The following is an 8170-nucleotide window of genomic DNA, read 5'->3' on the forward strand; positions in this document are numbered from 1 at the left end:
GGGCGGATCGTGAACCAGCAACCTAATATCCTATCGCCCAAGGAGGCTTTCAAAGCCTGCTTCTGCGCTGTGGCGGCCTATCTCGGCAGGCCGAGCGCCGAAACGGTGCTGTTTGCCGGCGTGCCGATTTCGGAGACGCGCATCGAGCCGGACGAGATCCGTCATCTGGCCGAGCGCATCGGCCTGGAGGTGCAGAATTTCAGCCATCGCGATTTCCTGCGCGGCCGCTTCGATCTTCCGGCCATCGTCTTTCGCGTCAGCCAATTGCCGATCGCCCTCCTGGCGGAAATCGAGGGCGGGCAATATCTGACGGCGCCACAGGAAAACGGCCGCACCACGATCGACAGGTCGGAACTCGCCGAAAGCTATATCAGCGGCGGCACGTCCTTCTCGATCACCTATGCCAATCAGGCCGAGGAGATGACGGTCGGCACCGCCGCGCGGATCGAAAGGCGCCACTGGCTCACCGGCGCGATGGGGGCGTTCTGGCGCACCTATTCGAAAGTGGTGCTGTCGGCGGTGTTCATCAATCTGCTGGCGATCGCCTCGCCGATCTTCACCATGAATGTCTACGACCGCATCCTGCCCAACAAGGCGATCTCGACGCTGTGGGTGCTGGCGCTCGGCATCGGCGCGGCGATCCTGTTCGACCTGCTGCTGAAGACGGCCAGGGCGTCGCTGATCGACTATGCCGGTCGCAAGGCGGACCTGCGGATTTCCTACCTGCTGTTCGAGAAAGTGCTGAATTCCTCGCTTTCGGCGCGGCCCGGGTCGACGGGTGAATATGCAAACCGCGTCACGCAATACGAATTCGTGCGCGAGTTCTTCACCTCCAACACGATCAGCGTCTTCATCGACACTATCTTCGTCTTCGTCTTTCTGGCTGTCATCTACGCCATCGGCGGCTGGCTGGTGGTCATACCTGCGCTGGCCTTCGTCATCTCCGTCATTGTCGGGCTGATCACGCAGAGGCGGATCGGCAAGCGGGTCGCGGCATCGATGAACGAGGCGTCGCAACGCCAGGCCCTGCTGGTCGAGTCCATCTCGACGCTGGAGACGATCAAGTCGCTGCGCGCCGAAGCCTACCTGCTGCGCAAATGGGGCGAGCACTCGAAGAACGCGGCCAACACGTCGGAAAAAATCAAGGAGCTCTCGGCGGCGGCGGGCAATATCACCGGCGCCATCCAGCAATTCGTGACGGTCGCCCTGGTCGTGGCCGGCGCCTATGCGTTCTCGGAAGGCCAGGTGTCGACCGGCGCCATCATCGGCACCGTGATGCTCGCCGGCCGCGCCGTGGCGCCGCTCGGCCAGATCGCCATCACGCTTGCCCGGTTCCGGCAGGCGATGCTGTCGCTCAAGATCATCAACACGATCATGTCGCAACCGGAGGACCGCCCCGACACCGTCGGCTTCGTCAACCGGCCGATCCGCAGCGGCGCGCTGGTCTTCAGGAATGTCGGCTTCGCCTATCCGGGCACGGAAAACGAGGTTCTGAGCGGACTCAACATCGCGGTCAAGCCCGGCGAGCGGGTCGGCATCATCGGCCGCATCGGCTCCGGCAAGACCACGATGGGACGGCTGATCGGCCGGCTGTTCCTGCCGACGTCGGGGGAGCTGCTGCTCGACGGCATCGACATCCGCCAATACCACCCTTCGGAAGTCCGCGCCGCGGTCGGCATCGTCGCGCAGGCCGGGGACCTGTTTTCGGGAACCATCAAGGAGAACCTCCTGATGGCGGCGCCTGGAGCGACGGACGAGGAGATCATCGATGCGGCGAAGGCCGCCGGCGTCGACGACTTCGTGTCGCGGCATCCGCGTGGCTACGACATGAATGTCGGCGAGCGTGGCACCAATCTCTCGGGCGGGCAAAGGCAGGCGGTGGCGATCGCGCGGCTGCTTTTGACCAAACCGAAGATCGTCTTCCTGGACGAGCCGTCGGGTTCGATGGATCTCGCTTCCGAGCGGCAGTTGATCAAGCAGCTCAAGGTGGCGTTCGACCGCAGCACGACGCTGATCGTGTCGACCCATCGCTACAGCATGCTGGAACTTGCCGACCGCCTCATCGTCATCGACCAGGGCCGCGTCGTCGCCGACGGGCCGAAGGAACAAGTCATTCAGGCGCTGCAGAAGGCAAATGCCTGACCGGAACGTATGGACATGCTAGCAAGGGAAGACCGGCCACCACTTTTCGCCTCGGCGTCCGTCTACATCGTCGGGGCGCTGTTCGTGTGCTTCACGGCCTGGGCCTCGTTCGCCGAGGTCGATGAGATCGCGCGCGGCGACGGCAAGGTGATACCCGCTTCGAAGACGCAGATCATCCAGGCCAGCGAACCGGGCGTGGTGCAGGAGATCGCCGTCCAGATAGGCCAGACCGTCAGGAAGAACGACCTCATCATCCGCCTCGACAATTCGGGCAACACTTCGAGCCTTGGCGAAGAGAAGGCCAAGGCGCGAGCTTTGCAGGCGCGCATCGCCAGGCTGCAGTTCGAGCAGAGCGGCAGTGTCGAAGGGTCGTTCCCCTGCCCGGCGGAAATCCAAAAGGTCGCGCCGGAGATTTGCGACAACGAGCAAAGGCTGCTCGTCGCGCGCCGCGACAATTTCGAGGTCAAGCTGTCGGTTCTCAAATCGCGCCTCGACCAGCGCGAGAAGGAACTGGACGAGGCCACCGCCAACGCCGACCGCCTGTCGAAGAGCCTTGCCGTCACCGACCAGGAAGCGGCGCTGGTCGAACCCATGGTCAAGAAAGGCCTGATGGCCAGGACCGAACAGATCCGCGTCGAGCGCGAACAGACCGATCTTCGCGGACAACTGACCCTTGCCGGCGAGACCATCAAGAAGAGCCAGGGAGCAATCACCGAGGCGCAGCTTCAGGTTAACGAATTGGGGCTGCAATTGCAGCAGGAGGCGTTGAGCGACCTGACGCAGGCGCTCGCCGATCTGTCCGTGGTCGACGAAACCATTCGCGGCGCCACCGACAAGGTGGCGCGCACCGACATCCGCTCACCGGTCGACGGCATCGTCAACACGCTCGATGTCAACACGCTCGGCGCCTTCGTGCAGCCCGGCGCGGTGGTGGCCGGCATCGTGCCGACCTCCGAGACGCTGCTGGTCGAGGCCCGGGTTTCGCCGCGCGACGTCGCCTTCATCCAGCCGAACCAGGAGGCGCTGATCAAGGTCACCGCCTATGATTTCTCGATTTTCGGCGGCATCGAGGGCAAGGTCTCCAACATCACCGCCGACAGCCTCGTCGACCAGAAGACGGGCGAGCCCTATTACCAGGTGCGGGTCGCCACCGACAAATCGACGCTTACCAGGAACGGCAAGACCTATTCGATCATCCCCGGCATGATCTGTTCGGTCGACATCAAGACCGGACGCAAGACGATCCTCAACTATCTTTTGAAGCCCATCAACAAGGCGCGTCAGGAGGCAATGAGTGAGCGATAGCGCCATCCATCCGGGCACCTCGCGCGAGAGGCTGCTGCCATCGCTCGCGGCCGAGGATTTCGGCCCCGAATTCCGCGTCGTGGCGCGCGGCGGCGTGCGTCGCGGCATCCGGCTGGAGCGCGCCTTCTGGGTGTCGCTGAAGCAGATGGCCGAAAGCCGCAAATGCACGATCGGCATGCTGGTCGAGGAGATCGCCGAACACCATCCCGACCAGGGCAACCTCACCTCGGCGATCCGCGTCGCCTGCATGCGCGGCCTGGCCGAGGAAAGCATGGAATTGCGCAAGCTCGCTTCGATCCGCACGATCAACGCGATCCTGGTCGCCTGCCCCTCGCCCGCCTTCGCGCTGTCTTCTTCGAAGAAGATCCTGGCCTTCAACACGCCGTTCCAGCAACTGGTCCGGCGCCAATTGCCGAGCGCTCCCGGGGAGGATGGGCGCCAGGACCTGAAGCTGGCGCTCGACCTCAACGTTCCCGACATCTTCGCCCGGCTCGACGCCAATGGCGAAACGCCGGTCACCAGCGGCTTCGTCATCGGCGCCGGCGAGCGCCGCTATCGCGGCCAGCTCAGCGCCGTGCGTGCGCCCGTCACCGAGCCGGAACTGCTGATGGCCTTCGTCTACAACGGCTAGAGCTACGCATTCCTCCGGAACTGTCCGGGCCGCGCGAAGACAACAGAGCGACCGTGTTATTTTCCGCGAGGCGCTGAACCGCTCGAAACTACTGCCTCAGGCTCGAAGCCACTGATGGTTCCGGCGATCCTTCCCCCGGAGCGACCGTGGCGAAGCCGCCGGCGATGTCGGCGACCTGCGCGCCGGACTTCGACCCGTGGATCCAGGCGCGATCGGTGCTGAAGGAATAGAGCGGAACATAGTCGGGCAGATCGCTGTCGCGCAGGACGGCGTTGCCGAGGCTGTCGAGGATGAAGGTGCCGCTTCCCGTGCTCACCGACAGGACGGCATGGAAGAACTTGCGGCGGCGATCCTGGAGCACCACCAGCGACATGCTCTGCGCCGGGATGCCGGCTCTGAGCAGCGCCGCCATCTTCAATATGGCGAAATCCTCGCAATCGCCGGCGCGATGCTCGAGGATTTCCGACGGCTTCGCCCAATAGTCGAGCTTGCCATAGACGACGCTGTCCTTGCGATAGGCGATCAGGCGGTTGATGCTGCTGTTGACGAAGGACAGCTTGTCGCGAAAGCCCTTGTCGCCGGCAATCTTGACGATCTCGGCGAAAGCCGGGTTCTCGCGGTCGCAGACGCTGCCGGCGGTGCAATCGACGATGGCCCTGTAGACCGGAGCCCAGCGCGCCGCGACCGGGAAGTTGCGCATCGACAAAGCGACCGAGCCGAAGACGCCGGGGATGATCGCGGCGGTCTGGATCGGGTCGATGCCGGGATCGGTCTTGGCGTGCGCTTCAGCCTCGTAAGGCGCTGCCGGCGCGTAGCCCACAGAAACATCCGCGATCCGGTACGCGGAGGCCGGCTGCCAGGGCAGCGGCCGGGCCAGCGAAACGCCGCCGAGGCTCGCGGGTGCAAGCACCTCTTGCAGGACAGGAGCCGCGCCCGAATTCGCGCTTGCCGACGATGGACCTGCCTGAGCGACAAGGCCGATCGCCAGCAAGAGTACCTTGATCCCCGTCGGGTCTGCTTTTTGTATTTTCATAACGCCCACCTTTGACTGTGGACGCTACCAATCTTGTCTCAAATTATCGGAAATGAAGGTGGGTAAATTTCCGCGAATCACGCTATTCTATTTTGCGTCAAATTTTATTCAAAATTATACTTACATTTACCAAGGCGGAAGGCGTGCTGCGCGGTCATTCCCACCCTCGTTAAGGTCATGCATATCCAGATATATCATCGCAATTTACCAAGTGTAAAAAATGCGATTCTCTACATACTCGAATATATGAAATAGATTGAACGTCTGTTGCAAAGCCGGGGCCTGACATGTCTCTTTCCGGGAAATGCCGGAGGGGCTTTAGCTATGACGACCAATATCGAATTCGACGCCGTTTCAAATTCCTGGGACGAGCACACCAGCGCTGGTGAAAATCATATCTCGACGGGTGTGCAGGTCGCGCAGGCGACCGCCGCCCAGGCTGCGAGCGAGCCGGTGCCGGTCGATGTCGGCAGCGGCGCGCCGGCCCAAGGCGCGGCCAATGCGCCGGCCACCAACCAGCCGGCCGACGCCAAGGCTGCTGCGCCCGCGTACGCGCCGGCGGCAAATGCGGCGGCGGGCAATACCCCGCATGAATATCACGTCGAGGCCGGCAATGTCGTGAAGCTTCCGGCCAGCGTGTCGATCGACAACATCAAGGTCGACGGACACGATCTGGTCCTCACGCAGCCCGACGGATCCCAGATCGTCATCAAGGACGCCGCGCTGAATGTGCCGACCTTCATGCTCGGCGACGTCGAGGTGCCGCGCGTGGCCCTGATCGCCGCGCTCGAGGCCAGCCATGTCGACGTCGCCTTCGGCGCCGACGGCTCGATCTCGGCCGGCGGCAACGGCTCGCCGGGGAGCGCAGGCGGCAATTTCGAACATCCCGCAGGCGGGATCGGCGACGGCTTCGGCCTGACGTCGCTGCTGCCGCCGACGGACCTGGCGTTCGGCCAGCCTGACCATCGGGAGCTGTTCCCGGGATTGCTGCCCGACACCACGCCGACGATCCTCGACCTGACGCCCTCGACCAGCGGCGGCGACACCAGCGTCGATGAAAAAGGCCTCGAGACCGCCGGCGCGACGGGGTCCGGCGAAGCGGGCACCGACCCCGCAATGGACAACGACCCGTCCGAGCACAACACCGGTACCTTCACCATCACCTCGCCCGACGGCATCGGCTCGGTGGACATTAATGGCCATGTGATCACCGCCGCTGAGCTTGCCAACAGCGCGTCGACACCGATCAACATTGCGACGCCCTTCGGCAACACGCTGACCATCAACGGCTACGACGCCGCCACCGGCCAGGTGAGCTACACCTATACGCTGGTGCACAGCGAGCAGCATTCCGGTGCGGGCACCGATTCCATCTTCGACAACATGACGGTGACGGTCACCGACAGCGATGGCGACGTTTCGCTTCCGGGAACGCTGTCCGTCGAGATTGTTGACGACGTGCCCACGGCCCATGACGACGCTGCCGCGCAGGCAACCGAGAACGCGCCGGTGACGGTGAACGTGATTGCCAACGACGTGCCCGGCGCGGACGGCGTCAACATCACCGACCCGGCGAAGGTCAGCTATGTGGCGAACTCGCTGACTGGCGGCGGCGGCACGGTCACCTACAACAATGACGGCACCTTCACTTACAAGCCGACTGCTGGCGAAGAAGGAACCGTGACCTTCCAGTACCGGATCGTCGATGGCGACGGCGACGCCTCGGTGGCGACGGTGACGATCAACCTGAAGCCGGATTCGACGCCCACCATCGATGTGACGCCGCAGAATCCTGATGCGAACGGCCATAGCGCAGCGAGCGAGGCCGGCCTTCCGCCGCATGATGGCCTGCCGGCCGGCTCGGGTGAAATCGCCGACAACGACGCGAACAACAACAGCGACACCAGCGAGACGACGACCGGCGCGCTGGCGATCACCACTGGTGGCGACACGATCGGCCACCTTTATGTGACCGACAAGGACAATACCCAGATTGAGGTGACGAACGCGGCCGGCGGCATTCTGGTGCACGGCCAGTATGGCGACCTGACGATCACCGGCACGCCGGGGACCGGCTACACCTATTCCTACACGCTGCTCGACAGCACCACCGGTAACGGCACGCATGACGATTTCGCTGTCCAAGTGGTCGATTCCGACGGCGACCCCGCTTCCACGACGCTCACCATCGACATCGTCAACGACGTGCCGACGGCACGTAACGACACGGACGCGGCGCAGTCGGGCGAGACCGTGACCGGCAATGTCGAGACCGGGACAAGCACCCATGGTCTCGGCGCGGCGGACACGGCTGGAGCGGACGGGATCGCCTCGATCGCTTGGACCAACGCGGTGACCAATGCCGGCGTGACGACGGTGACCGGCGCGCATGGCGTGCTGACCGTCTTCGCCAATGGCGACTACAGCTATCAGGCCACCCCGAATACGCCGACCGGCACTGACGTCTTCAACTACACGATCACCGACGGCGACGGCGATACCTCGCCGGCGACGCTGACGATCGAGGTGACCGGCAGCCAGCCGCGTGTGGTGGCGGAGGTTGCGGCGGTGAACGAGGCGGGCATCGACACAACACCACCGGTCGGTGACCTCGGCCCCGGGACGGTGGACGGCTCGCATGCGGGCGACGGCTCGGAGACGACGACGGGCAAGTTGACCTTCTCGGATCCTGACGGGGCGACCGTGACCGGTGTTCAGGCCGGTAATATCGGCAGCGACGTGAACGGCAATGTCGGCACGAACATCAATGGCACATACGGCATCCTACACGTCAACGCGGACGGCACCTACACCTATACGTTGACGTCGCCGGAAGCGAATGTTCCGGCGGGCAATGACGGCGCCAATGTGCAGCCCGGGCAGGATGTGTTCACCTTCACGGTAACCGACAGCTTCGGCAACACATCCACTTCGACCATCTCGATCAATATCACGGACGATGTACCTACGATCTCGAATGCGGTGGTCGGCAGCTCGGTGACGCTCGACGAGACCAATAACGGTCCGACGACGGACGGCGTGCTGAACCCGGCGATCAT

At 63.7% G+C, this 8170-nt stretch carries 5 protein-coding genes; 4 read left to right on the forward strand and 1 reads right to left on the reverse strand.

The window, feature by feature from the left end:
• Positions 1-9 precede the first annotated feature (9 nt).
• Genes LB552_RS29140 through LB552_RS29150 form a run of 3 tightly spaced genes read left to right on the forward strand, consistent with a single transcriptional unit; the run spans position 10 to position 4078 of the window.
• Complete coding sequence (locus LB552_RS29140) at positions 10-2142, forward strand: type I secretion system permease/ATPase (protein WP_224611611.1); 2133 nt, start codon at positions 10-12, stop codon at positions 2140-2142.
• A gap of 15 nt (positions 2143-2157) precedes the next feature.
• A complete protein-coding gene (locus LB552_RS29145) occupies positions 2158-3447 on the forward strand; it encodes an HlyD family type I secretion periplasmic adaptor subunit (protein ID WP_224611613.1) in 1290 nt (429 codons plus the stop codon).
• Positions 3437-4078 carry a ribbon-helix-helix domain-containing protein gene (locus LB552_RS29150; RefSeq protein WP_140847429.1) on the forward strand — a complete coding sequence of 214 codons (642 nt, stop codon included), beginning with the start codon at positions 3437-3439 and terminating at the stop codon, positions 4076-4078. Before LB552_RS29145 ends, LB552_RS29150 begins: the two co-directional genes overlap by 11 nt.
• An 88-nt stretch (positions 4079-4166) precedes the next feature.
• Here LB552_RS29150 and LB552_RS29155 read toward each other — a convergent pair whose 3' ends face one another.
• On the reverse strand, positions 4167-5111 hold the full coding sequence (locus tag LB552_RS29155) for a transglutaminase-like cysteine peptidase (protein ID WP_224611615.1): 945 nt from the start codon (positions 5109-5111) through the stop codon (positions 4167-4169).
• A 324-nt stretch (positions 5112-5435) separates the two neighbouring features.
• Between LB552_RS29155 and LB552_RS29160 the strand changes: the two genes are divergently transcribed.
• The coding region (locus tag LB552_RS29160) for a beta strand repeat-containing protein (protein WP_224611617.1) at positions 5436-8170 on the forward strand (2735 nt) is incomplete at its 3' end.

Origin of the sequence: Mesorhizobium sp. CA7 (genome assembly GCF_020165015.1) — a bacterium.
GTDB lineage: Bacteria > Pseudomonadota > Alphaproteobacteria > Rhizobiales > Rhizobiaceae > Mesorhizobium.